A 26292-nucleotide genomic window follows, 5' to 3' on the forward strand; every position below is an offset into this window, starting at 1 on the left:
AACCTGGCGGGATGCCGAGGTCGGTTCGGGACGCGGTCGCGCGACTGCGTACCCTGAGCGCCCGTGAGCGAGCACACGAACTCCGCCAAGATTACTGAAGACGACTTTCGCGGTTACGACCTCGTCGTCGTCGGGTCCGGTTTCTTCGGCCTGACCATCGCCGAACGGGCCGCGGCCGAGCTGGGCAAGAAGGTCCTGGTCCTCGAGCGCCGCCACCACCTCGGGGGCAACGCCTACTCCGAGGTCGAGCCCGAAACGGGCATCGAGGTGCACCGCTACGGCGCGCACCTCTTCCACACGTCCAACAAGCGGGTGTGGGAGTACGTCAACCGCTTCACCGAGTTCACCGGCTATCAGCACCGGGTCTTCGCGCGGGTGAAGGACCAGGTCTACTCGTTCCCGATGAACCTCGGCCTGATCAACCAGTTCTTCGGCAAGTCGCACACGCCGGACGAGGCGCGCGAGCTCATCGCGAAGCAGGCCGCCGAGTTCCGCACCGAGGACGCGCAGAACCTCGAGGAGAAGGCGATCTCCCTGATCGGCCGTCCCCTCTACGAGGCGTTCATCCGCGGGTACACCGCGAAGCAGTGGGAGAACGACCCGAAGAACCTCGGCACGAACATCATCAACCGGCTGCCGGTCCGCTACACCTTCGACAACCGGTACTTCAACGACACCTACGAGGGTCTGCCGGTCAACGGCTACACCGCGTGGCTCGAGAAGATGGCCGAGCACGAGAACATCGAGATCCGGCTGAACGTCGACTACTTCGACGTCCGCGAGCACATCCCGGCGGGCACCCCGACCGTCTACACCGGGCCGCTGGACCGCTACTTCGACTATTCGGCGGGCCGGTTCACCTGGCGCACCGTCGACTTCGAGTCCGAGGTCGCCCAGACAGGCGACTTCCAGGGCACCTCCGTCGTCAACTACAACGACGAAGAGGTCCCCTACACCCGCATCATCGAGTTCCGCCACTTCCACCCGGAGCGGGATTACCCGAAGGACAAGACGGTCATCTTCCGCGAGTACTCCCGGTTCGCGAAGGAAGACGACGAGCCGTACTACCCGATCAACACCGCCGAGAACCGCGAGAAGCTGGAAAGCTACCGCGAGCTGGCGAAGACCGAGGCACGCGAGAAGAACGTGCTGTTCGGCGGGCGGCTCGGCACGTACAAGTACCTCGACATGCACATGGCCATCGGGTCGGCGCTGTCGATGTTCGACAACAAGATCGCCCCGCATCTGACCGACGGTGCGCCGTTGGACGGGTCGATCGATGCTTGAGAAGGACACCCCGCGCGGTGAGGTGGCCGTGCTCTCCAGCACCCAGAAGGTGCTGAAGAAGCCGGGCGCCGTGCAGGTCGCGCGGGGAATGTCGCTGTTCGGGGAGCACAGCGCGGGATGGTTCGCGCTGGGCTTGCTCGGAGCGGCGGTGGACCGCGACCGGCGCAAAGACTGGCTGGTCGCCTCGGCCGGAGTGGTGGGCGCGCACGCCGCGTCGATCGCCGTGAAACGCGTCGTGCGGCGGCGCCGTCCGGACCATCCCAGCGTGGAGGTTCTGGTCGGCACGCCGAGCAAGCTGAGCTTCCCGTCGTCGCACGCGACGTCGACGACAGCGGCGGCGGTGCTCTACTCCGGATTGACCGGGCGTAACCTGGTCCCCGCCCTGGTACCGCCGATGCTCGCCTCGAGGCTGCTGCTCGGCGTTCACTATCCGACAGACGTTCTGGCCGGAGCCGCCCTGGGAGGCGTCGTCGGCGGTCTGATCCGACGGAAGCTGACCAAGAAGCGATGAGCGAAACGACCGACGAGCGAACCGAAAACGCGTCCGGTACGGCCGAATCCGCAGAAGCGACAGAGGCGGCCGCCGAGAAGACCGACGCGGCCGAGGCGACCGAGAAGGTCGAGAAGACCGAGAAGGTCGAGAAGCCTGAATCCCCGGCCGCCCCGACCCCGACCTCCGGCACGAGCCCCGTGGGCCTCGTGCTCGGGGTGATCAAGACCGCGCGGCCGAAGCAGTGGGTGAAGAACGTCCTCGTCTTCGCGGCGCCGTTCTTCGCGTTCTCCAAGGCGACGAACCGGACCGAGCTGGTCATCGACGCGCTGATCGCGTTCGTGGCGTTCTCGCTCACCGCCTCGTCGGTCTACCTGATCAACGACGCCGTCGACGTCGAGGCCGACCGGGCCCACCCGACGAAGCGCAACCGCCCGATCGCGGCGGCCATCGTCCCGGTCCCGGTGGCCTACGCGGCGGCCGTGGTGTTCTTCCTCGCCGGCCTCGCCGTGTCGTTCGCGGCGGACTGGCGGCTGGCGATCGTGCTGGCGGTCTACGAGGCCGTGCAGCTCGGCTACTGCTTCGGCCTGAAGCACCAGCCGGTGGTGGACCTGGCGATCGTCGGCTCGGGCTTCCTGATGCGCTCGGTGGCCGGCGGCGTCGCGGGCGGCATTGCGATGTCGCAGTGGTTCCTGCTGGTCACGGCGTTCGGCTCGCTGTTCATGGTGGCCGGCAAGCGGTACGCGGAGATCATGCTGTTCGAGCGCACCGGCGCGAAGATCCGGTCCTCGCTGAAGAAGTACTCGGCGAGCTACCTGCGCTTCGTGTGGGCGACGTCCGCGGCGATCCTGATCATGTCCTACTGCCTGTGGGCGTTCGAGATCCGCCAGGCCGAGCACAACTCGGTGTGGGCAGTCGTGTCGATGGTCCCGTTCGTGATCGCGGTGCTCCGGTACGCGGTCGACGTGGACGGCGGCAACGCCGGCGCGCCCGACGAGATCGCCTTGAAGGACCGCGTGCTGCAGGTGCTCGGCGCGACCTGGGTCGTGACCTTGTTCCTGTCGTTCTACCTGTGAACGGCGCGCGGATTACTGTGCCGATCGGTACTAATCCGACCACAGCCACGGCCTAATGACTTCGTAGCAACGGTTACGTGCCGGGCGGGGGGCGGCCTACTTTTGGCCGGATTAGTACACAGCTGGGATTCAGCTTCTCCACAGCATCGACGGTCACCCTCGGGGGTGGGAGCCGGGACACCCCGCCTCCCGCCCGCGCAGCCCGGAGGACCGACGATGAACGACGAAAAGAACCCCTCGCCTGGCGAGCCTGCCGGGCAGGAACCGACTGAGCAGTTCGGCCGGACCGGGGACCTGGGCGGGGCTCCGGCTGATGCGGGCCCGGCTGCCGCGGGTGGCCAGGCGGGATCGGCGGGGGACGCTACTCAGCCGAGCCAGCCGGTGCCGTCCGCCGAGCAGACCAGCCAGCTGGGCCAGCCGGGACCGTCTGCCGAGCAGACCAGCCAGCTGGGTCAGCCCGGATCGTCTGCCGAGCAGGCGGGCCAAGGGGGTCAACCCGGGCCGTCTGCTGAGCAGGCGCGCCAAGCCGCGTCTTCCTCGGAAGCGGGCCAGCATGCCGGTCCGGCCGCTCAGCAGCCGAATCAGCCCGGTCAGTTCGCTCAGCCCGGTCCGTGGGGCATGCCCCTGCCGCCGCCGAAGCAGAGCGGTTTCCGCCGGTTCGTCGCCCACCGGGCCACGCAACTGGTCGCGGTGGGCGTGCTGGGACTGGTGGTCGGCGGCGGGATCGTCGGCGGCGTCATGGCCGCGACGCACCATCCCGGCCGGCCCGGCATGAGCCAGCACCAGGGCGGCCACCGCTTCAACGACGGCGGTCCCGGCCAGCGCCACCGCGTCCCGGACGGCCAGAACGGCGGCAGCGGCAACAACGGCCCCGGGTTCGGCAACGGCGGCGGCACCGGCTCCGGAACAGGCAACTGAGCGAACGGCGTATTCGCGCAGAATCCCTGCCCGCTCGACCTCAGTCGCCCAGCAGCGCCGGGTACAACACCGTCGGATGCGCGGACAGCCCGGCTTTCGCCGTCGCGCTGTCCGCGTCCGCGATGATTTCGATTTCTCCCGCTTCCAGCCCGTCCAACGCGGTGCGGACGACGTCGGCGGGGTCGTTTTTCGGGATGTCGAAGCTGGCCATCATGTCGGTGTCGGTACTGGCCATGACCAGGCCGCTCACCAGCGTGTGCTGCGCCAGCAGTTCCAGCCGCACCGAGTTGGTCATGCTCCACGCCGCCGATTTGGACGCGGCGTATCCCGCGGAGCCTGGATAGGTCGCCCAGGACAGGGCGGACAGAACGTTCAGAATCGCGCCATTCTTCAACCCTGGCGCGAATGCTCGGATTACCCGCAGCGGGCCGAAGAAATTGGTCTCCATTTCCCGCCGGATCGAGTCCAGGTCGCCGGTCACCAGGTCGGTGAAGGAGGCGATTCCGGCGTTGTTGATCAGCAAGGTGACGTCCGGGGCGGCGGCAGCGGCGGCCGCGATCGAATCGGGGTCGGTGACGTCCAGCGGCAGCGGCACCGCGCCGTCGAGGTCGACGGGACGGCGAGCGGTGGCGTAGACCTTGGCCGCGCCGCGGTCCAGCAGGGCGCGGACGAAGTGCGTGCCGAGTCCGCGTCCGGCACCGGTGACCAGCGCGGTCGAGCCTGCGATCTGCATGAGGTTCTCCTGGGAAAAGCCGTCGGAAGGGGACAACGGCTATCCTGGATCCTGACGTCAATGTCAGGTTCTCGTGTTTGTGGTGCGGATCACGGAGGCTCGGATGCGGATCGGCGAGGTGGCGGAGCGCGCCGGGGTCAGCGTGCGTTCACTGCGCTACTACGAGCAGCAGGGGCTGATCGAGTCGACGCGCACCTCGGGCGGGCAGCGCCGCTACGGCGAGGACGCGGTGTCGTGGGTCGGGCTGATCCAGCAGCTCTACGCGGCGGGGCTGTCCAGCGCGACTATCCGCGAGCTGATGCCGTGCCTGCACGCGGGCGTCAGCACGCCGGAATCGCGCGTTCGGCTGCGCGAGGAAAAGGCCCGGCTCGACGAATACATCTCCGGTCTCGAACGCACTCGCGAGCGGCTGGAAAAGATGATCGCGTTGGCGGAGACGCCGAATCCGCATTGCCCGGTCGTGCTGGACTAAAGGGCGGCGGAGGTGTCGTTCAGGGTCTTGACGATCGCACGCGGGTCGCCGGGGATCAGCTCGGTCCGGTCGTCGGTGGTCCGGTACGTCAGGACTCGGCCGGCTTCCAGGTCCAGGGCGAAAATCGGACCGCCGGTGAGGTGCCTGCCACCGGCCCGGCGGCCGACGTACAGCTGATGCACCGCTTGGCGGGGCTGGTCCAGGACTGAATTGAGGTACTCGGCGCTGGTGCTTTCGTCGAACGGGTCCGGCGCCTCGTCGGACGCGACCGACACCGAGCGCACCGGCGCGCCGGGGATCTGCGGAAGCGCGTCGAAAAGCGCGGTGGCCAGCCGGTTCGGGGCGATCTGCCGGATCTCGACCACGTCGTCCTGCACGGACACCCGTACCGCGTCCGCCCCGCGCTGGGCGACCAATGCGCTGCGATCGGTCCCGGTGCTGAATTGCGAGTGCGCGAAGTATTCGCCCTCGGCGTAGGCGATCACCTGCAAGGTCGACCGTAGGTGCGGTGTCGGCGCCTCGTCGCGCGCGAGCCCGAGTTGCGTGAGGTACTCGATGGTCTCGGCGTGCAGCCGACGGTCCGCGCCGTCCTTCACCCAAAGCCGCTTGCCGCTGAGCAGCGGGTGCATTTCGCCGAGATCGAGCATGTCCCACACCAGGGACAACACCGCGGTCGGCAGCCGCACCGTGGAATCCAGTCCGGTCATGCGCCGAGAGTGGGCGGCGTCGACCGGAGGCCGGTGACGGGATCGATGGTGGCTTCCTCGTCGGAGAAAATGTCGTCGGTGTCGAGGACGTACTTGCGGTTGTGCTCGGCGTCGTCTTCTTTCTTGCCGCCGCGGCCGCCGCTCATCCCGGCCCCGGGCATACCGCGCTCGCCGGCCGCACCCCCGCGCAGCGCACCCGTACCCGCGCCGCCACTGCCTCGCGGGCCGAACTCTCCGGCTCCGACCCGGGAACCGCCGCCCGGACCGCGGGGCGTGATCGCGGTGCCGCCGCTCTCTCCGCCGGTCGAGCCGAACCCGATGCCCGGGGTGTAGCCGAGACCAGACCCGCCGGAACTCGGGCCGGACCCGCCGGGCTGGTACCCGCCGATCCCCGGAGGGGTGAACCGGGACTGACCGGAACCGGTCGGCTCGACGTAGCCGGAGGTGCTGGTCGCGTCGGCCGGATTCGGCGAATGCGGGTAGCTGCCCGGGCTGCCGCTGTACGGCCCGCTGTCGCGGTTGTGGCCTCCGCTGACACCGGGGCCGCCCTGGCTGCCCGCCCCGCTCGCTCCGGGAGGTTGGCCGCCTGGTCCGGGCGTGCGTGGGTGGGGACCTCCCGGCCGCCAACCGCCGGGGCCGGGCGGGCCTGCTGGCGGATGGCCCGGACCAGGGGCGCTCGGTTGCTGGTTGACCGTGACGCCGCCGTCGTACGCGCCGAGCTTGCCGTAGTCGTACTTCAACTGCCCCGAATTGGACTGGGTCTGGTGGGTGAATTCCTGGTAGAGCTGCAGATTCTTGGCCGAAGCCTCGTTGTGGCTGCGCATCTCGGACAGCACGTCGGAGTCGAACAGGTTCTTCCCGCTCTTCAGCGCGTTCGTGAGCGGTTCCGCCGACATGGGGGCCATCTGGTTGCGCAGATTGTCGAGCATCGCCGCCGCGGAAGCGTGCGTGCCGCTGTTGTCGTGGAACGTTTGCTGCGCACCAGTCATCGAGGAACGCACCGTTCGCAGCCGCTGCGAGACCTTGTCCGCCGAAGCGCCGCTCCAGACGGATTCGAGACCGCCGAGAATCTCTGAGACGTCCTGGCTGACCGCTTCCTGATCCCGCGCGAGTCCCTTGGCGATGTCGCTTCCTTCATGCCACACGCCGGGCTGCGCTGCCTGGACCTGCGGGACGATCTCCTCGATCGGCACCGTCATTTCCTGGTATTTGTCGAGCAGCGCCTTGGTGGACTCCACCCAGCCCATGTCACCGCCCCGCTTTCTTCTTGAGCGTGGTCACCACGTCCCCGGTGACCTCGGCCGCGAGGCCGCAGGCGTCAGCTTTGCCGCTGTTGGAGTCGCCGAGGTCGAGTCCGACCTCGAATTCGAGAGTGTCGGAGAGCCCGACCGCTACTTGGCACCCATCTGTACGCGGGCCCGGCTTCGGGTCGTACGCGACGGCGGGGTAGCCCTGGATGGGCGGAAGCACCTCGAAACGCTTCATCTGCGGCTTGACCTGCTTGTAGATGATGCTCAAGCCTTCGCGTTGCTTGGTCGTGTAGAAGATCGTCAGCATTGAGCCGCCCTGGTGGTCAGACCAGGTGCATTTGGGGCCGAGCGGTCCGTCCTCGGGTTTGCCGACGAGGTCTGCGCCGAAGTTGACGCGGATCTGCTGCGCGTCGAGTGCATCGCACGCGCTTCCGGAGAGAACGGAGTCGGGAAGCGGGTTCTCGACCTTCGGAGCACCACCGTAGGGCGGTACCTCTCCGCCCGGCAGCGAGCTGCTGCTCGCCACCGGAGTCGGGTGCCCGCCGGTGGTGCCCGAACAAGCGGCGAGCAGGGCCGCCGAGCTGAGCAGGACGATCGGCATGCGGAATTTCATTCCGTAGTTCCCCGGTTGTTGAAACTGTTGAGTCGGCCAGCTTGCTGCTGATCGCTTGATTTTGTCATGCCGAGCGCTTCCGCGATGCGCTGGATGAATTCATCGACGTAGGTGATCTGAAGGTCGATGTGGCCCCCGCCGTAAGAGTAGGCCCCCATTTTTGCGGCGCCGTCGCCAACCATTGCCACGTGCGCGGCGAGCGTCGACGGATCCTGCGACGGAGTCTTCATCCCGCACAGGTTGACCGCCTTCCGGTGCATCTCCGTCAGCGTCTCTTTGATGCCCTTCAGCTTGCTGAGCAGCTGTTTCGCCTCATCGGGTTCCAGGACGAAGCCGTCCGGCGCGGTCGTCTTGGCCTGCCCGCTCGCGACGATGAACGCCGTGTCCTCCCACACCTGTGCCCCCTCGACGCTGGTGTCGGCAATTGGTTACAGGTAGCACGGTAGCCGATCAGTCACCCGCGGTGGACGCGATTCTGAAAGGTGCTCGACGACTAGACATAAACGCTATAGACATAACTGCTCTAGTCATTTGTGCTCTGGTTTTGCTGGCGCTAGACGTGTGTGATTAGTCGACCATGGCCAAGCCTCCGATCTCCGCTGCCGCGCGCATTATCGGCGAGCGCGTGCGCGAGTTCCGGCACAAGGCTGGCCTCAATCAGGAGCAGCTGGCCGAGGCGGCTGGAGTGCACTGGACGTTCGTCAGCCAGGTCGAGCGCGGCCTGCGCAACATCAACCTGCACAACCTGCTCAAGTTCGCCGACGGGCTCGGGGTGAACCCGGCGAAGCTCGTCGACGGGTTGCGTCCGCCGCCGGACCCGGATTAGCCCTGGACGGAGTCCACTGTAGACGGACGCATCACCTGGCGGAATGTGCCTTCCCGGAGCAGCAGAATCTGCGTAATCACCTGCAGTCCGACGAAAAACGCGACTGACAGCCCGGCGTCGAGCGCGGGGACCTCGTCGACCGGCAGGGTGTACGCCATCCCGATGCTCAGTCCACTGTGGACCAAGCTGCCGACGCCCCACGCCACGGTCAGCGTCCGCCACACCCGACGGAACGACGGGCTGGCCTCCCACGCCGCGTCCAGCCGGGAGCCTCGGCCGGGCAGCAGAGCGCGGGCCGCCTGGTAGGTCGTCGGGTACTGGCCGACGACCAGGCTCGCCAGCAGCCAGACGCCCGCCAGCGTGCTGAACCAGGCTCCGCGCACCAGCATCAGCCGGGCGTCGCCGGTCATCAGGGTGGTGGCCAGGCCGACGGCCAGGAACATCAGGACGAGCAGGCCGATCCCGTCCACGCGACGCCGGGTGACCAGTGTGTACAGCACGCGCAGCGCGGGCGGCAGACCGCTCAGCAGCAGCGCCCACACGGGCGGGACGGCGAAGGCCCGGAGCAGGTAATAGCCGCCGACTGGCGCGCCGAGGTCGATCAGCAGCGCGGCCAGCGACGAGCGGAATTCGTTTCCCATGCCCCGAGTTTCGGCGCGGCGGGCGCCTCAGGACATCGTCGAGCCGGTCAGCCCGGCATCCACCGTTCGGTGGAGGCCGGGCCGGAAGAACGTCAGACCGGCAGCTTGCGGAAGATCGGCCGCGGCACGTGCCGCAGGATCGACATCACCAGCCGGAACTCCGACGGCGACCACACGAGGTCCTTGCCCTTGCGCGCGGCCTCGACCGCGACGTCGGCGACCTGCTCGGCGGTCCGGGTCAGCGGAGCGTCCTTCATGCCCGCGGTCATCTTGGTCTTGACCTGCCCCGACCGGACGACGGTCACCTGCACGCCGTGCGGCGCGAGCGCCTCGCCGAGACCGAGGTAGAAGCCGTCGAAACCGGCCTTGCTCGAGCCGTACACGAAGTTCGACCGGCGGACCCGCTCGCCCGCCACCGACGACAGCGCGATGATCTTGCCGTGGCCCTGCGTCTTGAGCTTCTCCGACAGCGCCACGCCGACCGACACCGCGGCGGTGTAGTTGACCGTCGCCAGCTCGACCGCCTTGCCGTGGTCCTGCCACAGCTCCTCGGCTTCGCCGAGCAGGCCGAACGCGACCACCGTGACGTCGATGTCGCCGCCGGCGAACGCCTCGTCCAGCACCTTCGGGTGGGACGCGAGGTCTTTGGCGTCAAAGGCCACAGTGGACACCTCGGCGCCGCGATCCTTCAGACGCTGCGCGGCTTCCTCCAGCCGCGGCGAAGGACGACCGGCCAGCACGACCCGCAGCGGCTTCTCCGCGAGGTACTTCTCCGCGATCGCCAGCGCGATGTCGGACGTGCCGCCGAGCAGCAGCAGGGACTGGGGGTTACCGACCGCGTCGATCACAGTGCGAGCCTCCGGCTCATGTCAGAGGCGAAAACGCCTTCGGGGTCAACGGAAGCGCGCACCTTGCGCCACTCCTCCAGCCGCGGGTACATCTTCGCGAACGTCTCGGGCGAGGTGCGCGAGTCCTTCGCGGTGTACAGGCGGCCGTTCGCGTCCAGGACCATCTCGTCCATTTCCTCGCAGAACCGGCTGAGCCCGTTCTTGATCGGGAAATCGACGCTCAGCATCCAGCCCGGCGCGGGCCAGGACATCGGGGCCGGGTTCGAGTCGCCCATGCGCTTGAACACGTTCAGGAACGAGTAGTGCCCGGACCGCGAGATGGCCCGGCAGATGCCCTTGAGCTGGTCTTCCGCGCCGAACGGCACGGAGAACTGGTACTGCAGGAAACCCTTGCTGCCGTACGCGCGGTTCCACTCGCTCAGCATGTCGAGGGGGTGGTAGAACTGCGTCAGGTTCTGGATCTTGCCGCGCGCGCCCTTCTTGGGCACGGTCTTCTGCCACAGCTCGTTGATCAAGCCGAAGGTGAGCTTGTTGCCGAGCCCGTTCGGGAACACGTCCGGCAGTGTCAGCAGCTGCGGCGCGTCGAACTTCAACGGGTTGCTGCGCAGCTTCGGCGGCAGCTGGTCGAGCTTCGCGAGCGAACCGCGCGAGAACGTGGCGCGGCCGAGGCGGCTGTCGGACGAGATCAGGTCCGGCACCGACATCGAGTAGTCGTAATTGAGGTCTGAACCATCGGTGAAGAGCCCGAGGGTCTCGTCGAGGTTCGAGGTGCGGTCGGCGTCCACGTAGAAGTACGCCGTTTCCGTCTTCTTCATCCGCACCGTGGCGCGGACGATGATCCCGGTGAGCCCGATCCCCGCCACGGTCGCCCAGAACAGCTCCGAATCCGGGCCCTCCGGGGTGAGCGTGCGCACAGATCCGTCGGCGGTGAGCAGGTCCATCGACACGACGTGGTTGCCGAAGCTGCCCGCCGAGTGGTGGTTCTTGCCGTGGATGTCGTTGGCGATCGCGCCGCCGATGGTCACCTGGCGGGTGCCCGGCAGGACCGGGACCCACAGGCCGTACGGCAGCGCCTCGCGCATCAGCTTGTCGAGGCTGACGCCCGCGTCGAGGTCGACGAGGCCGGAGTCCGGGTCGATCGAGTGGATGCGGTCGAGCACGGTCATGTCGACGACCAGGCCGCCCGCGTTCTGCGCCGGGTCGCCGTAGGAGCGGCCGAGCCCGCGAGCGATGACCCCGCGCGGGCCTGCGGAGGCGACGGCGCGGGCGATCGCGTCGACGTCGCGGGTGCTCAGCACGTCGGCGACGGTGCCAGCGGTGCGGCCCCAGCCGGTGAGCGTGCGGCGCTGTGTCTCGGGTGCTTGGGTCACGCGGACCAGGGTAGCCACGCCGAACACCGCCCGGAACGTGACCCTGAAGTGCTCGCTTCTACACTTTGCGCATCAAGGCACAAGCGTCCGAGCGTCGAAGTGGGTAATACGGACACTGACGCAATAGGCCGAGAAGGTATTCCAAGTGGTGGCTACAGAACCGCAGAGTGACCAAGCGCAGCCGGTGCCCGCGGGCCCCGGTCTGCTGGGCCAGCTGATCCGGTTCGGCGTGATCGGCGGCTTCTGCGCCCTGCTCGACCTGGGCACGTACTCGCTGCTGCGAGCAGTCGGCATGGACGGGGCCCCGTGGGCGGACGTCGCTCGCGCGATCAGCTTCGTCGTGGGCACGACGACCGCGTTCTTCCTGAACCGGCGGTTCACCTTCGCCGAGGGCAAGCGCGACGGGAACGCCCAGATCGGCGGGTTCGTTCTGCTGTACGCGGTGACCTTCTTCGTGACGATCGGCGTGAATCGGCTCATGCTGAACGTCCTGCCGGAGATGGCGTGGAAGGCCACCCTCGCCTGGGTCGTGTCCCAGGGGACGGCCACCGTGATCAATTTCGTGATGCTCAAGTGGGTCGTGTTCCGTGTACGGCCGGTAAAGGAGAACTGAGTTCGATGCCCGGTAAAGCAGCCCCGGTCGCGGAGGCGGCCCCCGCAGGCCAGACGCGGTTCGCCGAACACGCCCCCGAAGGCAGGCTCACGGCCCAGCGCGGGCTGTACGCCGGGCCGGCTCCGATCGTCAGCAAGGACATGTACGCCGAGGTCGTGCAGGGCAACGCCCAGCGCGAGCGCGGCAGCGTCGTGCTCGAGCCGTCCGCGAAGGTCACCGGCAACACCTACTTCGGCCGCTTCCCGGCCAGCTACTGGCAGCGCTGGACCACCGCGACCGAGGTCAAGCTGGAAGCCGTCGTCACCGGCGACGGGCTGCTGTCGCTCGGCGCGTCCGACATGCTCGGCGACCCGCGCGTGGTCGACGCCAAGCAGGTGGCCGGCGTGAAGGGCGCCAAGGTCGAGCTCACCGGCAAGCTGGACAAGTTCTACGACGGCGGCGCGCTGTGGCTCGACCTCGAGACCGAGGGCGGCCAGACGCTGCGGGTCGAGCAGGTCCGCTGGACCGTCGACGCGCCGGAGTCGATCCGCCCCACCGCGGTCACCATCTGCACCATGAACCGCGCCGACGACTGCCTGAAGAACCTCCAGGCGCTCGCCGCGGACGTGTCCTCGCTCGACACCCTCGACGCCATCTACGTCGCCGACCAGGGCACCGACCTGGTCGAATCGCGCGAAGGCTTCGAGCAGGTCGCGAAGGACCTCGGCGAGAAGCTGCACTACATCAAGCAGCCGAACCTCGGCGGGGCCGGCGGCTTCACCCGCGGCCTGTACGAGGTGGCCGGGCACACCGCGACCGAGCACGCGAACGTGCTGTTCATGGACGACGACGTGCTGCTCGAGCCGGACCTCGTCGTGCGCGTCACGGCCTTCTCCAACCGCTCGGCCAACCCGATCATCGTCGGCGGCCAGATGCTCAACCTGCTGCACCCGAACCAGCTGCACGTCGGCGCCGAGTACGCCCGGCTGAACACGCTGGAGCCGGGGCAGCCGGTGCAGCACTCGCTGTCCACCGCGGACCTGCTCGGCGTCGACGAGGAGACCGGGGCCCCGAACCGCCAGGAACGCCGCCTCGACGCCGGGTACAACGGCTGGTGGTCGTGCCTGATCCCGTACGAGGTCGTCAAGGCCATCGGCTACCCGCTGCCGTTCTTCTTCCAGTGGGACGACGCGGAGTACTCCTACCGGGCCCGCGAATACGGCTTCCCCACGGTGACCCTGCCGGGCGCCGGCGTGTGGCACGCGGACTTCCACTGGAAGGACTGGGACGAGTGGCACCGGTACTTCAACCTGCGCAACTCGATCATCACCGCCGCGCTGCACTCGCCGTTCAACCTGAACCTGCTCTCCCGCGTGCTGATGGCGCAGCTGGTGCGCTACCTGCTCGGCATGCAGTACGGCCTGTCCGCGACGCTGATCAAGGCGGTCGAGGACTTCCTGGAGGGTCCGGAAATCCTGCGCGACGGCGGCGTCGAGGCGATGAAGGAGATCCGCCGGATCCGCGACGCGTACCCGGAGACCAAGCGGCACAAGGCCACTGACGTGCCGGGCATCGCGTCCAACGACATCGGCATCATCAACAGCGCGCCGCGGCCGAGCATGCAGCGGCTCGTGCTGATCAAGCGCATCCTCGACAAGGTGCTCGGCCGCAGCCGCTTCGGGCTCGGCGCGGTGCCGATCGACGAGGCGCACTGGTGGCACATCGCGCTGTTCGACACCGCCGTGGTCACCGACGCGTCGCAGGAAGGCGTGCGCGTGCGCAGCTACGACAAGGTCAAGATGTTCGACCTCGCCAAGCGCGGCGCGAAGGTGATCAACCGGCTGCGCAAGGAAGGCGCCGGCGTGCAGGAGCAGTACAAGCGCGCGATGCCGGAACTCACCTCGCGGGAGAACTGGAAGCGGCTGTACGAGCTGTGATTGCCTGAGCTGGTCCGAAAAGGGCGTCTCGCGTTCGGCGGGACGCCCTTTTTGTCTTTTTGGGTAGCTTGGTTTCATGGCCGACCTGGTTTCCCGCGCGCGGGCTCTTGCCGACGATCTGTTGTTTCCGGCGGCAGCTGAGGTGGACCGGCTAGGCGTGGTGCCGCGGTCGCATTTCGACGCGCTCGCCGAGGAGGGGTTCTACGGTCTCGCCGCGCCGGATTCCGGAGTCGACCTCGAGCAGCTGGTCGGGGTGCTCGAAGCGCTGGCCGGCGGCTGCCTGAGCACCGCTTTCACCTGGCTGCAGCACCACGGGCTCGTCGCCGGGCTGGCCGCGACGGACCGGGCGGACCTGCGCGAACGCTATCTGCCGGACCTGATCAGCGGACGGCTGCGCGCGGGCGTCGCGTACGCGGGCGTGATTCCGACGCCGCCGAAAGTGCGGGTCCAGCGCGTCGACGGCGGCTACCGGTTCGACGGCGAAGCGCCGTTCGTGAGCGGCTGGGACGCGATCGATCTGCTGCAGTTGTCCGGGCGCGACGGCGACACGGTGGTCAACGCGCTGGTGTCGCCGATCGTCGGGCACAGTCTGGTCGCCGAGCCGTTGACGCTCATGGCCGCGCAAGGAACCGCGACCGTGCGGCTGAAACTCGACAACCACTTCATTCCCGACGAATCGGTTTTCGCCCAGGTCAGCTACGACAAATTCGTGGCTGGCAATACGTTTGCCGCGCGGCTCAACGGATGTGCGCCGCTTGGCCTAGCCGAACGCTGCGCCTGCTTGATCGAGGCGGCGGGCGAGGAGGAAACGGCGACGGCGCTGCGGTCCGAACAGGACGAAATCCGCCGTCGGCTCAACGCCGGTCTCGCCGATCCGGCCACGCTCCCGGCGGCCCGCGCGGCCGGTGCCGAACTGGCGTATCGGTCGGCAGGCGCGCTCGCCGCGGCGACGGGCAGCCGCGCGGTGCTGGCCGGAGCGCACGCCGGCCGGTTGGTGCGCGAGGCGACGTTCCTGCTCGTGGCCGCGAGCAGACCGGAGATCCGCGCCGGATTGCTCGCCCTCGCCCGTCGCTAAACGGACAGGCCGAATTTGCCCTTTCGGCTCAGGTCGTCCACATAAGCGGCGGCCACGTGGACGAAATTTACCGAAACAGTGTTGCCGTCCCGGGTTTCCACTGAGTGGACGCCGCCGTGTTTCAGGAGGTCCGGGAGCTTTTCCTGAACGGTCGAGGAACTGTCGGCGGTGAGCGGGAAGATCAACGGTTCTCCGCCGGCCGAGAGGTGCAGGACGAGTGCTGGTTTGGGATCTGCCATGAATCCATGGCAGCAGCGGGTGATCACCGGCGGCAAGAGCGGTTCGCCGACAGCGGATCCGCTCACAGCGGAAGCGGATCTCGTCCCGGCTGCGGAGCCGATGGCCGCGACGGTGCGGAGTGGACTACGGTTTCGCCGGGGAGAGACCGGATTTAGGGGTGGGTCGTGCCGTACACGTTGACGCTGTCACCGGCAGCGGTGGATCTCCTGCTGGCCGAACTCGGGCTCGGCCGCGCGCCGCTGCCGTTCGAGGTGCCGCACATCGGCATCACCGGCGAGGAACGCGCGGCGGTGCGCGACGCCGTCTTCCGCGACCTCGACAGCCGCGGCCTGCTGCGGCGCGGGACCGTCGACGACGACGTCCAGATCGCGCTCGCCACGTTCGCCCGGCCCGGCCTCGCGGTGTCCGCGGCGGCCAAACTCGGCGACGAGCAGCTGTTCGCGCGCGTGGCGTCCAACGGCACGTTCGCGGTGCTGGTCTGCCAGCGGGACGGGATGTTCACCTTCGAGGAGGTCCGCCCGACCGGCATCGTCCCGGCGATCGTCGACCTGCTGCCGCTCACGCCCGCCGCGCCGGGGCAGTCGGTGACCGTCGCGCGGCCGGCGAAGCAGCCGGTCCGGGGAGACGCGTACGACCCGTTCGCCGGGGTCAGCGGCCCGCGCACGCACAATCCGCAACTGCGGTCCGTCCAGCGGATCTTCGAGAAGCCGCGGTTGGCGGTCGGCGAGTTCACGCCGTACGTGGGCGACGGCAACGGCCACGAGAAGGCGCTGCCGTCGCTCGTGTGGTTCGACACCGAACTCGGCCGCTACCTGCTCAGCACGCGCGATTCCAGCGACGGCAACCGCTGGCTCACCTACGCGCCCGCCGACAATGCCCGTCTGGCCCAACAACTGTTCACCCAGCTTGAAGGCTATTCGGCAAACGCCTGACCGGAGCGGCTCGCGTCGGTAAACTCCGGCGCATGAGCACTGATCCGCTGGCGGCAGGCGGGCTGAACGCCAAGGGCATCGCCGAAGCCGCGGCCGAAACGCACAAGCTGGCCGGCACCGCGAAAGCCGGCGGGTTCAGCATCGACGGCGACGCACTCGGTGACCTGCGCAAAGCGCTCACCGACATGGTCACGCGCCTGGAACGGCTCAAGCCGCAGACCCAGGCGCTGACCACCGCGCCGAAGCTCGGCAGCCACCCGTACGGGCACACCGTGGCCGAACACGACCGCAAGAGCGGAGCCGACGCGCCCGGGTCGGCGCTGGACGTCCTGGACCAGTTCGGCCGGATCCTGAAGGAAGCCGACGAGGCGCTCGCGCGCGCCGGCGGGGTCTACACCGAGAACGAGAACCAGGCCATCGACTCCCACCGCACCGTGAAGGGCACCGAATGAGCACGCCGCAGCCGGGGCTCGCGCCGTCGGACGCCGACTACCTCGGGCACCCGCACCAGCAGCTGAAGTCGTACGTCGAGTCGAATCTCGACGTGGAGCAGGTTTCCTCGGTGTCGCACGCGTACACCGAGGTGCAGAAGGCGTTCGAGGAGTTCGCGACGCAGCTGGGCGAGGCCGTGAAGAAGGCCGCGCACGCGTGGAGCGGCGAGGCGGCGGCCGGTGCGCAGGCGTATTTCGTGAGCCTTGCCGAATGGGCCGAAGCGAATGGCCAGAACGCGAAGCTGGCCGCGCAGATCGTCGAGGAACAGGCGTCCGCCGCGCAGGCGGCGAAGCACTCGATGCCGGACGCGGTCCCGTTCGACTGGTCCGAGGAATTCGACAAATGGTCGCACGCGAGCCCGCTCGAAATGAGCAATGAGATCGACGCGACGCTGAAGAAGCAGCAGGACAGCCGTTCCGCGCACGAGCAGGCCGCGGAGACGATGTCGAAGTACGACTCGTCGCTGTACTCGTCGGGTTCGAAGCAGCCGACTTTCGCGCATCCGCCGAAGTTCGGGGTCGCCGCTGGTGGCGGTGCCGCGGTGGCGATGCCGACTGGTCCGGAGCACCACGACGCCGCTCCTGCTCCTGCCCCTGCGCCCGCTCCGGCTCCGGCTGTGGCTGACGCTGGCTCGGCCTCCTCGGGTGCCGCTGCCGGTGGAGGTGCCGCAGTGGCTGGGCACACGAGCGCGCCGACCGTGAGCGGCCCGAGCCAGTTCACCGGCGCGGTTCACCAGCCGATGCCGGACAGCGCGACCACCGCGGCCGGTTACGCACCGCCCGCGGCCCAGGCGTCCCCCGGCGGCGGCAACGCCGGAGCGGCCGGAATGGGCATGGGCGCGATGCCGATGGGCGGCATGATGGGCGGTGGCGGCGGAGGTTTCGGCGCCGACGAAGAACACGAAACCAAGGTCGGCCGCGGCGGCGGCGCCGGCTCGTTCGGCCCCGGCGACGGAGCGGGCGCAGCGGACGTAGCCGCCGGAGGAATGGGCGGCGCCCCGGCCCGCCCGGGCATGGGCTTCGGAGCCCGCCCGTACGACGACGGCAACGACCAGCCCGCGTTCGTCATGGAAATCGAGGACGACGAGGTATTCGGCAGCGGACATCGGTCCGCGCCGCCGGTGATCGGGGAATAGCTGGGGAGTCCGTTGTGGACGGTGGGGTTAGCGCATCGTCCACAACGGACTGACCAGGGTCAGTACCGGTAAAACTTCTCCGCGCGTCCCTGCCGCACCAGCTTCAGCCACTGCACGAACGCCTTCGGGTCCCGCTTCACGCCCACGAAGTACAACCCGAAGCGCAGCACTTCCAGCGCTCCGATCTTCCGCATTCCCGGCTGCGACAGCAAATACCCGCGGTTGCGGTACGTGTAATACCGCTTGACCTCGTTCTCCGGGTCCTGTGCGTGGAATTTCCCGCCCAGCATCGGCTTGAATTCGTCCGAGCCGTCGGGGTGCAGGTAGGTCGTGCGCAGCGACGTGCCGAACGGCAGGCCGGACCGCACCAGGCGGCGGTGCAGTTCCACCTCGTCGCCGCGGAAGAACAGGCGCAGGTCGGGTACCCCGGTGACGTCCAAAGTGGACGCACGGAACAACGCGCCGTTCATCAACGACGCGATGCCCGGCAGGAAATCCGTGCCCAGTTCGGCCGACGAGCGCTTCCAGGTGAGGCCGCGGCGCAGCGGGAACGCGAGTTTCGCCGGGGCGTCGATGTTGGCCACCACGGGGGAAATCTCGGCGAGGCCGCGCTTTTCGGCTTCCTCCAGCAGGATTTCGAGCACGTGCTCGTCCGCCGGGCGGCCGTCGTCGTCGGCGAGCCATACCCAGTCCGCGCCGAGCGACAGTGCGTGCAGCATGCCGAGCGCGAAACCGCCCGCACCGCCGAGGTTCCGGTGCGACGGGAGGTACGTGTACGGCAGCGGGAAGGCTTCCACGACGTCCCGCGCGGACTTGTCCGGGCCGTTGTCGACCACCACGAGGTGGTCGACCGGCCGGGTCTGGGCGGCGATGATCTTCAGCGAGTCCGCGAGCAGCTCGCGCCGGTGCCGCGTGACCACCACGCCGACGACGGCGCCCTCGGGCAGCTCTCGCGTCTCGCCGGCCATCATTCCCCGCCGTTCGTTGTGGTCGCGGGCTCGATGCCGAGGCGCTCGAGACCTTCCTGGCTCATGTTCTCGAACGGGTCGCGGCCCTTGTACTCGGTGAGCACCTCGCGCAGCGAACCCTGCTTCTTCAGATGTCCCTCGTCCATCCAGATCGCCGAATCGCACAGCTCGAAGAGGAACTCGTCGGAGTGGCTCGCGAACACCAGGATGCCGGACCGCTTGACCAGGTCCTTGAGCCGGTCGCGGGCCTTGTTGAGGAACGCCGCGTCGACCGCGCCGATGCCCTCGTCCAGGATCAGGATCTCCGGGTCGATCGAGGTCACCACGCCGAGCGCGAGCCGCACCCGCATGCCGGTGGAGTACGTCCGCAGCGGCATCTGCAGGTAGTCGCCGAGCTCGGTGAACTCCGCGATGTCGTCGACCCGCTTCTCCATTTCCTTGGCGCTCATGCCGAGGAACAGGCCGCGGATGATGATGTTCTCCTCGCCGGAGATCTCCGGGTCCATGCCGATGCCGAGGTCGAACACCGGCGCGATCTTGCCGACGATCCGCGAGGAACCGCGGGTCGGCTCGTAGATCCCGGCGAGCAGCCGCAGCAGCGTGGACTTGCCCGCGCCGTTGTGCCCGACGAGACCGACCCGGTCGCCCTCGCGGAGGCTGACCGACACGTCGTGCAGCGCCTCGATGATCGGCACCTTCTGCTCGGTGCCGATCTTGCCGCCGACCTTGCCGAGCACGCGCTTTTTCATCGAACGCGTCTTCGCGTCGAAAATCGGGAAGTCCACGTACGCGTTGTGGACGTCAATGCTGACCATCTGTCACACCCAATACGAGACGCGAGACCGGTAATTGCGCATAGCGACGAGCGCGAGCGCCCATCCGACGACGGTGATGCCGCCGACCACGACCCAGCTGGTCCAGCTCACCGCCTGCCCGATGAGCGGCGACCGCACCACCTGCATGTAGTGGTAAAGCGGGTTCAGCTTGATGATCGGCAACGCCCACGACGCACCGTCCCGCGCGCCGCCGGACAGCAGCTGGTCGACCGGCCAGACGATCGGGGTGCCGTAGAACATCAGCTGGATCAGCGAGTTGATCAGCTGCGGAATGTCGCGGAACCGGGTCGAGATGATGCCGAGCAGCAGCGCCGCCCAGCCCGCGGTGAGGGCGAGCAGCACGAACCCGGGAATGGCGAGGAAAATGTTCCAGCTCAGGCCCGGGTGGCAGTACTTGTCCGGAGTGCAGACGCCGTCCTTCGACCCCAGCGAATACGGGGAATCGAGTGCCGAGAAGAAAATGATCAGCAGCACGACGTAGACGATCATGTTGTGCGCCAGCAGCAGCGTCTGCCGCCAGATCGTGCGCAGCACGTACACGCTGAGCGGCGCGGGGACCTGTTTGATCAGGCCCTCGTTCGCGATGAACGTCTCCATGCCTTCGGTGAGGCAGCCCTGGATGAAGCCCCAGATGATGAAGCCGGTGGAGAGGTAGGGCAGGAACACCTCGATCGGCGTCCGGAACAGCTGCGAGTACAGCAGGCCGAGACCGAGCGCGATGACACCCTGGCTGATGGTGATCCAGAACGGCCCGATGATGGACCGCCGGTACCGCTGCTTGATGTCCTGCCAGCCGAGATGGGTCCACAGCTCGCGGGAGGCCAAACCGGTCTTGATGTCGTCGATCGCACGCCCGAACGTCTTGCTGTCCGACGACGGTGGAACCGGAGTCGAGACATCGGGTTCGGCTGCGTGAACCGTGCTGGTGGCATGCACGTGGACGAGGGTACCGATGGGGCAGGGCGGCCTCGGCTCGCCCCGGTCCGTCCGGGCGGAGAGCACTGCGCGGATACGGCGATACGGACCGGGACGTTCCCAGCGTCCTGGTAGTTTCTTCCCTTATGACTGCTGCTCTCGGTGCGGCGAGCCTCATGGTCGACCTCCTCTCGGCGTACGCGGACCGGCCGGACCCGCGTTCGATCGCCGTGGTCGGCAACCAGCCGCTGCAGCCGGACCCGGCCCGCGCCAAGGCGGTCGACGACTGTGACCTGGTCATTCGGGTGAACGGGTTCGTCACCGACGAACCGGATGGACCGGACATCACCGGTCGCAAGGTGCACACGGTCGTCTTCAACCGGGCGGTGCGCGCCACCCGGCACGTGTTCCGCGACTACCGCTCCCGGCTGTATCTGCTGGTCGAGCCGGGACGCCTGCATTGGGAACCGGAGGCGCTGCCCGGCTGGTGGCCTTCGGACCTGGGGTTCGTCCCGGTGTCGAACCGCGAGGTCGTGCTGCCCCTGTCGGACGCGCTCGGCCTGCCCACGCGCACCGAACCCACCTGGTCGACAACGGGTACGCTCGCGGCCTGGATCGCCCGTACCTCGTTCCCCGAGGCGCAGCTGGTCCTGACCGGGTTTTCGTTCATCGACAACCCGGAGCAGACCTCGTGGGAACACGCGGCGGGCGACTCGTGCATCGTGGGGCCGGAGCACCAGATCGCCGCCGAGGGCAGGCTGCTGGAGTCGTGGACCCGCACCGGCACCACCACTTTGCTCCGCTGAAGCTCGCTCGCACTCGTCGAAGGAACTCCCGCCATGCCCTTCATCAAGTTCAGAAACCTCTTCGGCTCCCGGATCGCCCGGATCGTCGACCACCGCTTCGAAGAGCGCACGCGCGGCGTGTTCCAGGACTTCGAGACCCGGATCGACGAGCTTGAACACTGCACGGTCGACCACCGCCGTCGTCTCGCCGAAACCGACGAGAAGCTGGAGGCGGCGCTCGGCGACCTGCGCTGGATCCGCGGCGAGCTGGACCGGATGATCCCGCACGTCGCCGCGCAGGAAGAGCAGCTGGAGACGCTCCGGGAGAAGATCGCGATGACTCCGCGCGCGGACGACGCCGAGGCTCTCGAAGCGCGTTCGCTGGTCGAGGAGATCCAGCGGCAGCACGCCCAGATCCGCGTCCGGCTGTCCGGGATGGCCCGGTACGAGGAGCGGCTGAGCCGGCTCGAGAACGCGAAGCTCACGCCTGCGCAGTGAGGTCGCTCATCGCACGCGACGCGACCGAGGCCGATGCTGAGCTGCTATTGGCTTGGCGTAACGACCCGGTGACCCGGAGGGCGTCGCGGTCCGGCGACGTGATCGATCTGGACCGTCACCTGCGTTGGCTGCGCGGGGTGCTCACGGCGTCTGACCGGATCCTGCTCGTGCTGGAGGAGTCCGGGAAACCGGTGGGCACGGTGCGGTTCGACGACGAGGGCGGCCGCGAGTGGGAGGTAAGCATCACGCTCGCGCCGGAAAGCCGCGGCCGCGGACTGGCGCGGCCGGTGCTCGACGCGGGAGAGCGGACCTTGGCCGCCCGAACGGACGCGGCGGCCGTGCTGGCCGCGGTGCACGTGGAGAACGCGGCGTCGGCGGCGTTGTTCGAGCGGGCTGGTTACCTGGAGGTCGCGCCCCCTGCCGACGGCTATCGCCGGCTGCGCAAGACTCTGCACTGAACCCCACCGGAAGGACGCCACCCATGTCCGAAGTCCGCATCGGCAAGCACCTGCTCGGCCCGGCGCGGCCGCCGTTCGTGATCGCGGAGATGTCCGGCAACCACAATGGCGACCTGGACCGCGCGCTGGCCATCGTGGACGCGATCGCCGACGCCGGCGCGCACGCGGTGAAGCTGCAGACCTACCGTCCGGACACGATCACCGTCGACGTCGACGGCCCGGCGTTCCGGATCGGTGACGGACATTCTCTGTGGGGCGGGGAAAATCTGTACAAACTGTACGAAAAGGCGCACACCCCTTGGGAATGGCACGAACCGATCTTCGCTCGCGCTCGCGAACGCGGTCTGGAAGTGTTCTCGAGCCCGTTCGACCCGACCGCGGTCGAGCTGCTGGAATCGCTGGACGCGCCTGCGTACAAAATCGCCTCGTCGGAGATCGTCGACCTGCCGCTGATCGAGCTGTGCGCCCGCACCGGCAAACCACTGGTGATCTCGACCGGAATGGCGAACGTCGCCGAGATCGACGCGGCCGTGCGCACTGCCCGCTCGGTCGGCAACGACCAGCTGATCGTGCTCGGGTGCACGGCGAGTTACCCGGCGTCACCGACGGAAAGCAACCTGCGGGGATTGCCGTTGCTGGCCGGGCTCACCGGAACGCTGGTCGGGCTGTCGGACCACACGCCGGGTCTTGGCGCGCCGGTCGCCGCGGTGGCACTGGGCGCGGTGGCGATCGAGAAGCACGTCACGCTCGCGCGCAGCGACGGCGGCGTTGACTCGGAGTTTTCGTTGGAACCAGCGGAATTGGCCGCGTTGGTCACGGAAACCCATCGTGCCTGGGAAGCGCTTGGAGAGCCGGTGCTGGGTCCGCGCGAGAGCGAGAAGGAGGGGCTGCGGCTCCGGCGTTCGCTGTACGTGGTGGAGGACGTCCGGGCCGGGGATCCGGTTACGGCGCAGAATGTCCGCTCGATCCGCCCGGCTGGAGGTCTTGCCCCGGCGGAGATCGTGAACGTGCTGGGGCGGACGTTCCGAGTCGACGCTGCCAAGGGGACCGCGTTGACGTGGGATTTGATCTAGGCTCGGTGGCATGGCAGGCGAGAAGTCCCGCAAGGCGTTGCTGGCTACGCTCGGCGTGCTCGGGGCCATACCGGTCGCTTCGGGTCTGACTGGCATCCTCGGCGGGCCGTCTCGCGCGCCGGGCGGGGCCGCGACGACGTCCAGCGTCGACAGCGAGTACCGGTTCGTGAACACGTTCTGGACCGCGGCCGGGTTCGCGTTGTGGTGGTCGATCCTCCGACCGGAGAAGCGGGCGGCGACTACCCGGGCTGTGCTGGGGACTGCTGCCGCGGGCGGGTTACCAAGGCTTCTTTCGGCTCGGCGGGCTGGGGCGCCGCATCCAGTGTTTCGGGCTGCGACGGTGTTGGAACTGGCTGTAGTGCCAGGGGTGTTGTTGTGGCATGCCAAGGTGATTCGAGACGGCCAAACGGCGAAGGCTGACTGATCACCTCCGCTCAGATCCTGTTGCGTCTGCGGGCCAACCTGCGATCTCACGCATGTGAGAAGTCAGGAATACCCGGAAATTTCTCGGCGGAAGAACGGCGATCGCTTGATCGGCATCGCGGGGCCGTTGGCCGAAGATCTGTACAGTGCTGGTACGCCGCCGGTGTGGGGCCTTGCTAAGAATCCGCCCCCGGCGTCCCGGATCTCTGAGGTCAAGATCGGGGACCAGCTTCAGGTGCGGCGGCTCGGCGGTCGCTGGGTCGTGCAAGACGCCCACGGCATTGTGGGGAATCTCCGATGGTTGCCTGGAGACGACGGTAAGACGGTCGTTACTACTGGTGCCCGGATCCGATTTCCGCTCACCGGGACTTTTCATGTCTGGCGATTGCTGATCGGTCCGAACGGGGTCGTTAAAGACATTGGTGGCTACGTCGAACCTCACTAGCGTCTTCGGATTTACCTCAGATCTCGAAGAACCCGCTGTGAGACGTCGTGACACAGCACGGGTCAGCAGAGCCCGAAGAACTCGCGCACTCCGTCGATCACCCGGTCCACGTCGGCATCACTCAACGACGGGAACAGCGGCAGCGATAGCTCCTGCTCGTAATACGCCTCGGCATTCGGGCACAACCCGCGCCGATAGCCGAGATCCTCGAACACCGGATGCCAGTAGGCCGGGATGTAGTTCACCTGCACCCCGATTCCCAGTCCTCGCAAGTGGTCGAACAGCGCGCGCCGACGGCCGTCCAGCACTCGCAGCGGGTACAGATGCCATACCGGGTCCGCGCCCTCACGACGCGGCGGCGTCAGGACGCCCGCGACATCCGCGAAGGCCGCGTTATAGCGAGAATGAATCTCAGCACGCCGCAGCTTGAACTCCGTCAGCCGCTTGAGCTGGCTGCTCCCCAGCGCACACAGGACGTCCGGCAGCCGGTAATTCAGGCCGAACTCGTGCACTTCCTGGTGCCAAGCACCTTCATCCGGATAGCGCTGACGCGACTTGTCCCGAACCAGACCATGGTTGCGGAACGCTTGCGCGCGCCGCAACAACTCCTCAGACCCGGTGACGACCGCGCCACCTTCAGCGGTGGTCAGGTTTTTGGTGGGAAAGAAGGAAAACGTGGTCAAGTCGGCAAGAGAACCCACTCGCCGCCCCTGCCAGGAACCGCCGACGGAGTGCGCGGCGTCCTCCAGCAGCAGAGCGCCAGCGTCGTGCGCGATCTTCGCCAACGCGTCCGACTCGACCGGGTGCCCGGCGTAGTCGACGGCGGCGACCACCTTGGTACGGCTGGTAATCGCGGCCGAGGCGGCGTCGACGGACAGATTGCCGGTGTCTGGCTCGACATCGGCGAACACCACCTTCGCGCCGTGCAACGCCGCAGTCGCCGCGGTGGCGACGAAAGTCATCGGCGACGCCACGACTTCGTCGCCCTCGCCGATTCCAGCCGCGGCGTATGCGACGTGCAAGGCCGCGGTACCGGACGTGACGGCTACGGCGGGGGTGCCGCCGGTGTGTTCCGCGAGGTCTGCCTCGAACTTCGCGACCGCGGGACCGGTGGTAAGCCAATCACCGCGCAGGACCGAGACGACGGCTTCGATGTCTGCTTCGCTGATGGACTGGCGGCCGTATGGCAGGAACTCCGCTGACGTGCTTTTTCCCGCGGAAGCGGCATTGGACTCAGGCATATTGCTCGACCAGTTCGCGGAGTTCGTCGGCCTCGAGCCAGAGGTCGTTGGTGTCCGAGCGGTACGCAAAACCTTCCGGCACCTGCTCCCCGGCGGTCGGCGATTCGTAACCCCAGCCGGCGAGGTGCGGCTGCACGACGTAGCGGTCAGGCAGCCGGAGAGTCCGCCGCGCGTCGTCCGGCGCGATCATTTCCTCGTGCAGCTTCTCGCCCGGGCGCACGCCGACCTCGTGCATCGGGGAACCCGGCGCGATGGCCTGTGCGAGGTCGACCAGCCGCATGCTCGGGATCCGCGGTACGTAAAGCTCGCCGCCGGACATCTGGTCGAACGAGTCGACCACGAACTGCACGGCCTGCGGGAGCGTGATCCAGAAGCGGGTCATCTCCTTGTGCGTGATCGGCAGCGACTCGCCTTGTTCGGCGAGCTTGCGGAAGAACGGGATGACGCTGCCTCGCGAACCCATCACGTTGCCGTAGCGCACTACGGAGAACCGCGTCGGGTGCGCGGCCGCGTAGTGGTTGCCGCTGATGAACATCCGGTCCGCGCACAGCTTCGTCGCGCCGTAGAGGTTGATCGGGCTGGACGCCTTGTCGGTCGACAACGCGACGACCTTCTTCACGCCGGTGTCGATCGCCGCTTCGATCACGTTCTGCGAGCCCGTGACGTTCGTCTGGACGAACTCGAACGGGTTGTACTCGCCGGTGTCGACCTGCTTGAGCGCCGCGGCGTGCACGACGTAATCGACGCCGTGCATGGCCCGCTCGAGGCGTCGGCGGTCGCGCACGTCGCCGATGAACCAGCGCAGCCGCGGGTCGTCGTTGAACAACTGCCGGGCTTCGTACTGCTTCAGCTCGTCGCGGGAAAGCACCACGAGCCGGCTGGGGTTCAGCTCGGCCAGCGCGTAGGCGATGAACGCCTTGCCGAAGGAGCCGGTCCCACCGGTGAGCAGGATGCTGGAGCCATCCAGCTCGGACATCGATGACCTCCGCGATCGGGGTTCGTGGATCGGCGCGGGG

31 protein-coding genes are annotated in these 26292 nt (G+C 67.9%); 17 read left to right on the forward strand and 14 right to left on the reverse strand.

Annotated elements, in window-relative coordinates; genetic code table 11:
• Nucleotides 1–63: 63 nt before the first annotated feature.
• The 4 genes from glf (at nt 64) to PUT80_RS04235 (ending at nt 3771) form a co-directional block, all read left to right on the forward strand.
• Complete coding sequence (glf, locus tag PUT80_RS04220; RefSeq protein WP_037807122.1) at nt 64–1287, forward strand: UDP-galactopyranose mutase; 1224 nt, start codon at nt 64–66, stop codon at nt 1285–1287.
• Nucleotides 1280–1798 carry a phosphatase PAP2 family protein gene (locus PUT80_RS04225; protein ID WP_037807124.1) on the forward strand — a complete coding sequence of 173 codons (519 nt, stop codon included), beginning with the start codon at nt 1280–1282 and terminating at the stop codon, nt 1796–1798. Before glf ends, PUT80_RS04225 begins: the two co-directional genes overlap by 8 nt.
• Complete coding sequence (locus PUT80_RS04230) at nt 1795–2853, forward strand: decaprenyl-phosphate phosphoribosyltransferase (protein WP_275291159.1); 1059 nt, start codon at nt 1795–1797, stop codon at nt 2851–2853. The genes PUT80_RS04225 and PUT80_RS04230 overlap by 4 nt, the downstream gene beginning before the upstream one ends.
• A gap of 216 nt (nt 2854–3069) precedes the next feature.
• Nucleotides 3070–3771 carry a hypothetical protein gene (locus PUT80_RS04235; RefSeq protein ID WP_275291160.1) on the forward strand — a complete coding sequence of 234 codons (702 nt, stop codon included), beginning with the start codon at nt 3070–3072 and terminating at the stop codon, nt 3769–3771.
• Between the two features lie 40 nt (nt 3772–3811).
• Here the strand turns inward: PUT80_RS04235 and PUT80_RS04240 are convergent, their stop codons facing one another.
• Entirely contained in the window at nt 3812–4504 is a 693-nt protein-coding gene (locus tag PUT80_RS04240; RefSeq protein WP_275291161.1) for an SDR family oxidoreductase, read from the reverse strand.
• A gap of 103 nt (nt 4505–4607) precedes the next feature.
• Here PUT80_RS04240 and PUT80_RS04245 point away from each other — a divergent pair, with 103 nt between their 5' ends.
• On the forward strand, nt 4608–4976 hold the full coding sequence (locus tag PUT80_RS04245) for a MerR family transcriptional regulator (protein ID WP_037807132.1): 369 nt from the start codon (nt 4608–4610) through the stop codon (nt 4974–4976).
• Here PUT80_RS04245 and PUT80_RS04250 read toward each other — a convergent pair.
• The 4 genes from PUT80_RS04250 to PUT80_RS04265 are packed head-to-tail and all read right to left on the reverse strand — an operon-like array spanning nt 4973 to nt 7941.
• Entirely contained in the window at nt 4973–5683 is a 711-nt protein-coding gene (locus tag PUT80_RS04250; protein WP_275291162.1) for an ESX secretion-associated protein EspG, read from the reverse strand. The genes PUT80_RS04245 and PUT80_RS04250 overlap by 4 nt on opposite strands.
• Nucleotides 5680–6921, reverse strand: coding sequence for a hypothetical protein (locus PUT80_RS04255; protein ID WP_275291163.1), 1242 nt, complete (start codon nt 6919–6921; stop codon nt 5680–5682). The genes PUT80_RS04250 and PUT80_RS04255 overlap by 4 nt, the downstream gene beginning before the upstream one ends.
• Before the next feature lie 10 nt (nt 6922–6931).
• On the reverse strand, nt 6932–7534 hold the full coding sequence (locus PUT80_RS04260; protein ID WP_275291164.1) for a DUF3558 domain-containing protein: 603 nt from the start codon (nt 7532–7534) through the stop codon (nt 6932–6934).
• 8 nt (nt 7535–7542) lie between these two features.
• Nucleotides 7543–7941, reverse strand: a complete 399-nt coding sequence (locus PUT80_RS04265; RefSeq protein ID WP_275291166.1) for a hypothetical protein — start codon at nt 7939–7941, stop codon at nt 7543–7545.
• 182 nt (nt 7942–8123) lie between these two features.
• Between PUT80_RS04265 and PUT80_RS04270 the strand changes: the two genes are divergently transcribed.
• Complete coding sequence (locus PUT80_RS04270; protein ID WP_134727947.1) at nt 8124–8372, forward strand: helix-turn-helix transcriptional regulator; 249 nt, start codon at nt 8124–8126, stop codon at nt 8370–8372.
• Here PUT80_RS04270 and PUT80_RS04275 read toward each other — a convergent pair.
• The 3 genes from PUT80_RS04275 to PUT80_RS04285 form a co-directional block, all read right to left on the reverse strand.
• Nucleotides 8369–9013, reverse strand: a complete 645-nt coding sequence (locus PUT80_RS04275) for a VC0807 family protein (RefSeq protein WP_275291167.1) — start codon at nt 9011–9013, stop codon at nt 8369–8371. The genes PUT80_RS04270 and PUT80_RS04275 overlap by 4 nt on opposite strands.
• 92 nt (nt 9014–9105) lie before the next feature.
• On the reverse strand, nt 9106–9861 hold the full coding sequence (locus PUT80_RS04280) for a decaprenylphospho-beta-D-erythro-pentofuranosid-2-ulose 2-reductase (RefSeq protein ID WP_275291168.1): 756 nt from the start codon (nt 9859–9861) through the stop codon (nt 9106–9108).
• The gene (locus PUT80_RS04285; RefSeq protein WP_134664099.1) at nt 9858–11231 is read right to left on the reverse strand and encodes an FAD-binding oxidoreductase; all 1374 of its coding nucleotides are present in this window, start codon (nt 11229–11231) and stop codon (nt 9858–9860) included. Before PUT80_RS04285 ends, PUT80_RS04280 begins: the two co-directional genes overlap by 4 nt.
• 145 nt (nt 11232–11376) lie before the next feature.
• Between PUT80_RS04285 and PUT80_RS04290 the strand changes: the two genes are divergently transcribed.
• The 3 genes from PUT80_RS04290 to PUT80_RS04300 all read left to right on the forward strand — a co-directional run bounded on the left by PUT80_RS04290 (nt 11377) and on the right by PUT80_RS04300 (nt 14835).
• Nucleotides 11377–11844 (forward strand): GtrA family protein, encoded by a 468-nt coding sequence (locus PUT80_RS04290; protein WP_037807142.1) that lies wholly within the window; start codon nt 11377–11379, stop codon nt 11842–11844.
• 5 nt (nt 11845–11849) lie between these two features.
• Complete coding sequence (locus PUT80_RS04295) at nt 11850–13760, forward strand: glycosyltransferase (protein WP_134727943.1); 1911 nt, start codon at nt 11850–11852, stop codon at nt 13758–13760.
• A 76-nt stretch (nt 13761–13836) separates the two neighbouring features.
• The gene (locus PUT80_RS04300; RefSeq protein ID WP_037807147.1) at nt 13837–14835 is read left to right on the forward strand and encodes an acyl-CoA dehydrogenase family protein; all 999 of its coding nucleotides are present in this window, start codon (nt 13837–13839) and stop codon (nt 14833–14835) included.
• On the opposite strand, the gene PUT80_RS04305 is transcribed toward PUT80_RS04300, so the two are convergent.
• On the reverse strand, nt 14832–15074 hold the full coding sequence (locus PUT80_RS04305) for a hypothetical protein (protein ID WP_037807649.1): 243 nt from the start codon (nt 15072–15074) through the stop codon (nt 14832–14834). The two genes, PUT80_RS04300 and PUT80_RS04305, sit on opposite strands and share 4 nt — an antisense overlap.
• A gap of 165 nt (nt 15075–15239) precedes the next feature.
• On the opposite strand from PUT80_RS04305, the gene PUT80_RS04310 reads away from it, so the two are divergent.
• Genes PUT80_RS04310 through PUT80_RS04320 form a run of 3 tightly spaced genes read left to right on the forward strand, consistent with a single transcriptional unit; the run spans nt 15240 to nt 17634 of the window.
• Nucleotides 15240–16007, forward strand: coding sequence for an ESX secretion-associated protein EspG (locus tag PUT80_RS04310; RefSeq protein WP_238603593.1), 768 nt, complete (start codon nt 15240–15242; stop codon nt 16005–16007).
• Between the two features lie 32 nt (nt 16008–16039).
• Nucleotides 16040–16459, forward strand: a complete 420-nt coding sequence (locus PUT80_RS04315) for a hypothetical protein (protein ID WP_043837773.1) — start codon at nt 16040–16042, stop codon at nt 16457–16459.
• On the forward strand, nt 16456–17634 hold the full coding sequence (locus tag PUT80_RS04320; protein ID WP_275291170.1) for a hypothetical protein: 1179 nt from the start codon (nt 16456–16458) through the stop codon (nt 17632–17634). Before PUT80_RS04315 ends, PUT80_RS04320 begins: the two co-directional genes overlap by 4 nt.
• A gap of 59 nt (nt 17635–17693) precedes the next feature.
• On the opposite strand, the gene PUT80_RS04325 is transcribed toward PUT80_RS04320, so the two are convergent.
• The 3 genes from PUT80_RS04325 to PUT80_RS04335 are packed head-to-tail and all read right to left on the reverse strand — an operon-like array spanning nt 17694 to nt 20374.
• Nucleotides 17694–18602, reverse strand: coding sequence for a glycosyltransferase family 2 protein (locus tag PUT80_RS04325; protein ID WP_037807159.1), 909 nt, complete (start codon nt 18600–18602; stop codon nt 17694–17696).
• The gene (locus PUT80_RS04330) at nt 18602–19417 is read right to left on the reverse strand and encodes an ABC transporter ATP-binding protein (protein ID WP_037369048.1); all 816 of its coding nucleotides are present in this window, start codon (nt 19415–19417) and stop codon (nt 18602–18604) included. Before PUT80_RS04330 ends, PUT80_RS04325 begins: the two co-directional genes overlap by 1 nt.
• A gap of 3 nt (nt 19418–19420) precedes the next feature.
• On the reverse strand, nt 19421–20374 hold the full coding sequence (locus PUT80_RS04335; protein ID WP_134664093.1) for an ABC transporter permease: 954 nt from the start codon (nt 20372–20374) through the stop codon (nt 19421–19423).
• A 155-nt stretch (nt 20375–20529) separates the two neighbouring features.
• On the opposite strand from PUT80_RS04335, the gene PUT80_RS04340 reads away from it, so the two are divergent.
• Genes PUT80_RS04340 through PUT80_RS04360 form a run of 5 tightly spaced genes read left to right on the forward strand, consistent with a single transcriptional unit; the run spans nt 20530 to nt 23591 of the window.
• Nucleotides 20530–21159 (forward strand): hypothetical protein, encoded by a 630-nt coding sequence (locus PUT80_RS04340; RefSeq protein WP_134728054.1) that lies wholly within the window; start codon nt 20530–20532, stop codon nt 21157–21159.
• A gap of 33 nt (nt 21160–21192) precedes the next feature.
• A complete protein-coding gene (locus PUT80_RS04345) occupies nt 21193–21636 on the forward strand; it encodes a hypothetical protein (protein WP_134727941.1) in 444 nt (147 codons plus the stop codon).
• The gene (locus PUT80_RS04350) at nt 21633–22094 is read left to right on the forward strand and encodes a GNAT family N-acetyltransferase (protein WP_134727940.1); all 462 of its coding nucleotides are present in this window, start codon (nt 21633–21635) and stop codon (nt 22092–22094) included. Before PUT80_RS04345 ends, PUT80_RS04350 begins: the two co-directional genes overlap by 4 nt.
• Before the next feature lie 23 nt (nt 22095–22117).
• Nucleotides 22118–23167 (forward strand): pseudaminic acid synthase, encoded by a 1050-nt coding sequence (gene pseI / locus PUT80_RS04355; RefSeq protein WP_275291173.1) that lies wholly within the window; start codon nt 22118–22120, stop codon nt 23165–23167.
• Nucleotides 23168–23177: 10 nt separating this feature from the next.
• Nucleotides 23178–23591 carry a DUF4345 domain-containing protein gene (locus PUT80_RS04360; RefSeq protein WP_275291175.1) on the forward strand — a complete coding sequence of 138 codons (414 nt, stop codon included), beginning with the start codon at nt 23178–23180 and terminating at the stop codon, nt 23589–23591.
• 506 nt (nt 23592–24097) lie between these two features.
• Here PUT80_RS04360 and PUT80_RS04365 read toward each other — a convergent pair.
• Complete coding sequence (locus tag PUT80_RS04365) at nt 24098–25276, reverse strand: aminotransferase class V-fold PLP-dependent enzyme (RefSeq protein ID WP_275291176.1); 1179 nt, start codon at nt 25274–25276, stop codon at nt 24098–24100.
• Nucleotides 25269–26252, reverse strand: a complete 984-nt coding sequence (gene pseB / locus PUT80_RS04370; RefSeq protein WP_134727936.1) for a UDP-N-acetylglucosamine 4,6-dehydratase (inverting) — start codon at nt 26250–26252, stop codon at nt 25269–25271. Before pseB ends, PUT80_RS04365 begins: the two co-directional genes overlap by 8 nt.
• Nucleotides 26253–26292 lie beyond the last annotated feature (40 nt).

This window comes from Amycolatopsis sp. La24 (genome assembly GCF_029087445.1).
In the GTDB taxonomy this organism is placed as follows: domain Bacteria; phylum Actinomycetota; class Actinomycetes; order Mycobacteriales; family Pseudonocardiaceae; genus Amycolatopsis; species Amycolatopsis nivea.

Coding starts and splice junctions, on each gene's coding strand:
- PUT80_RS04345 (WP_134727941.1), top strand. CDS start 21,193: ATGCCCTTCATCAAGTTCAGAAACCTCTTCGGCTCCCGGATCGCCCGG.
- PUT80_RS04245 (WP_037807132.1), top strand. CDS start 4,608: ATGCGGATCGGCGAGGTGGCGGAGCGCGCCGGGGTCAGCGTGCGTTCA.
- pseI (WP_275291173.1), top strand. CDS start 22,118: ATGTCCGAAGTCCGCATCGGCAAGCACCTGCTCGGCCCGGCGCGGCCG.
- PUT80_RS04360 (WP_275291175.1), top strand. CDS start 23,178: ATGGCAGGCGAGAAGTCCCGCAAGGCGTTGCTGGCTACGCTCGGCGTG.
- PUT80_RS04230 (WP_275291159.1), top strand. CDS start 1,795: ATGAGCGAAACGACCGACGAGCGAACCGAAAACGCGTCCGGTACGGCC.
- PUT80_RS04320 (WP_275291170.1), top strand. CDS start 16,456: ATGAGCACGCCGCAGCCGGGGCTCGCGCCGTCGGACGCCGACTACCTC.
- PUT80_RS04250 (WP_275291162.1), bottom strand. CDS start 5,683: ATGACCGGACTGGATTCCACGGTGCGGCTGCCGACCGCGGTGTTGTCC.
- PUT80_RS04235 (WP_275291160.1), top strand. CDS start 3,070: ATGAACGACGAAAAGAACCCCTCGCCTGGCGAGCCTGCCGGGCAGGAA.
- PUT80_RS04315 (WP_043837773.1), top strand. CDS start 16,040: ATGAGCACTGATCCGCTGGCGGCAGGCGGGCTGAACGCCAAGGGCATC.
- PUT80_RS04365 (WP_275291176.1), bottom strand. CDS start 25,276: ATGCCTGAGTCCAATGCCGCTTCCGCGGGAAAAAGCACGTCAGCGGAG.
- PUT80_RS04295 (WP_134727943.1), top strand. CDS start 11,850: ATGCCCGGTAAAGCAGCCCCGGTCGCGGAGGCGGCCCCCGCAGGCCAG.
- pseB (WP_134727936.1), bottom strand. CDS start 26,252: ATGTCCGAGCTGGATGGCTCCAGCATCCTGCTCACCGGTGGGACCGGC.
- PUT80_RS04330 (WP_037369048.1), bottom strand. CDS start 19,417: ATGGTCAGCATTGACGTCCACAACGCGTACGTGGACTTCCCGATTTTC.
- PUT80_RS04300 (WP_037807147.1), top strand. CDS start 13,837: ATGGCCGACCTGGTTTCCCGCGCGCGGGCTCTTGCCGACGATCTGTTG.
- PUT80_RS04260 (WP_275291164.1), bottom strand. CDS start 7,534: ATGCCGATCGTCCTGCTCAGCTCGGCGGCCCTGCTCGCCGCTTGTTCG.
- PUT80_RS04305 (WP_037807649.1), bottom strand. CDS start 15,074: ATGGCAGATCCCAAACCAGCACTCGTCCTGCACCTCTCGGCCGGCGGA.
- PUT80_RS04325 (WP_037807159.1), bottom strand. CDS start 18,602: ATGGCCGGCGAGACGCGAGAGCTGCCCGAGGGCGCCGTCGTCGGCGTG.
- PUT80_RS04270 (WP_134727947.1), top strand. CDS start 8,124: ATGGCCAAGCCTCCGATCTCCGCTGCCGCGCGCATTATCGGCGAGCGC.
- PUT80_RS04340 (WP_134728054.1), top strand. CDS start 20,530: ATGGTCGACCTCCTCTCGGCGTACGCGGACCGGCCGGACCCGCGTTCG.
- PUT80_RS04240 (WP_275291161.1), bottom strand. CDS start 4,504: ATGCAGATCGCAGGCTCGACCGCGCTGGTCACCGGTGCCGGACGCGGA.
- PUT80_RS04225 (WP_037807124.1), top strand. CDS start 1,280: ATGCTTGAGAAGGACACCCCGCGCGGTGAGGTGGCCGTGCTCTCCAGC.
- PUT80_RS04275 (WP_275291167.1), bottom strand. CDS start 9,013: ATGGGAAACGAATTCCGCTCGTCGCTGGCCGCGCTGCTGATCGACCTC.